The organism is Sphingobium sp. VMM (assembly GCF_056790315.1).
Genome location: NZ_JBXGSI010000060.1, coordinates 1 through 1,117, shown reverse-complemented (window position 1 = coordinate 1,117; position 1,117 = coordinate 1). Strand labels below are relative to the sequence as shown.

The following is a 1,117-nucleotide window of genomic DNA, read 5'->3' as shown; positions in this document are numbered from 1 at the left end:
TGAGTAGCCCCTAGATTTCTGGACGCCTTCTATCCTAATTTTGAGGACAGGAGACGACGATGGGGAAGCCCAATTTCAGCGATGAGTTCAAGCGTGATGCGGTGGCGCAGATCACCGAGCGAGGGTATCCGGTAGCGGAGGTATCTGAGCGGCTCGGCGTCAGTCAGCATTCGCTGTATGCTTGGAAGCGACAACTGGCGAGGTGGTGTCTGGCGATGCCAGCAAGGATGCCGAGATCCGCCAGCTGAAGCGCGAGCTGGCCCGGGTGACCGAGGAGCGCGACATCCTAAAAAAAGCCACCGCGTATTTCGCCAGGGATGCAAAGTGAGATACGCATTTGTCGCCGAGCATCGTGACCAGTTCGGGGTTCGATCGATGTGTCGGTGTCTGCGCATCCAGCCCAGCGGTTTCTATGCTTGGCAGAAGAGCCCACTGAGCACGCGGGCCCAGGAAGATGCTCGGCAGACAGAGTTGATCCGGCAAGCCTGGAACGACAGCGGCAAGGTCTATGGCTACCGCAAGCTGCACGACGACCTGCTGGATCAGGGCGAGACCTGCTGCCCGAACCGCGTTGCCCGGCTGACCAGGCTGGCGGGTATCAAAGCGCAGGTCGGCTACAAGCGCCGACCGGGGAGCTATGGCGGCAAGCCGTCCCTGGCGGTCGACAACACTCTGGATCGCCAGTTCGACGTGGCCGCACCCGACAGGGCCTGGGTGACAGACATCACCTACATCCGGACCCTGGAGGGCTTTGCCTATCTGGCCGTCGTGATTGATCTCTATTCCCGCCGCGTGGTGGGTTGGTCGATGCAGAGCAGGCAGACCACCGATGCGGTGCTGCAGGCGCTGCACATGGCGGTATGGCGGCGCAAACCGAAGCAACGGGTGCTGATCCACTCGGATCAGGGCTCGCAGTTCACCAGCATGGACTGGGCGGCCTTCATCCGGGCTCACAATCTTGAGCATTCGATGAGCCGGCGCGGCAACTGCCATGACAACGCCGTCGCCGAGAGCTTCTTCTCCTCGCTCAAGCGTGAGCGCATTCGGCGCCGTACCTACAAAACACGCGATGAAGCCCGGCAGGATGTGTTCGATTACATCGAGATGTTCTACAACC

1 pseudogene is annotated in these 1,117 nt (G+C 60.9%); it reads left to right on the top strand.

What is annotated here, in order from left to right:
- Positions 1 to 59: 59 nt before the first annotated feature.
- Positions 60 to 1,117: pseudogene (locus ACUCV3_RS27290) on the top strand (IS3 family transposase); the annotation flags it as partial.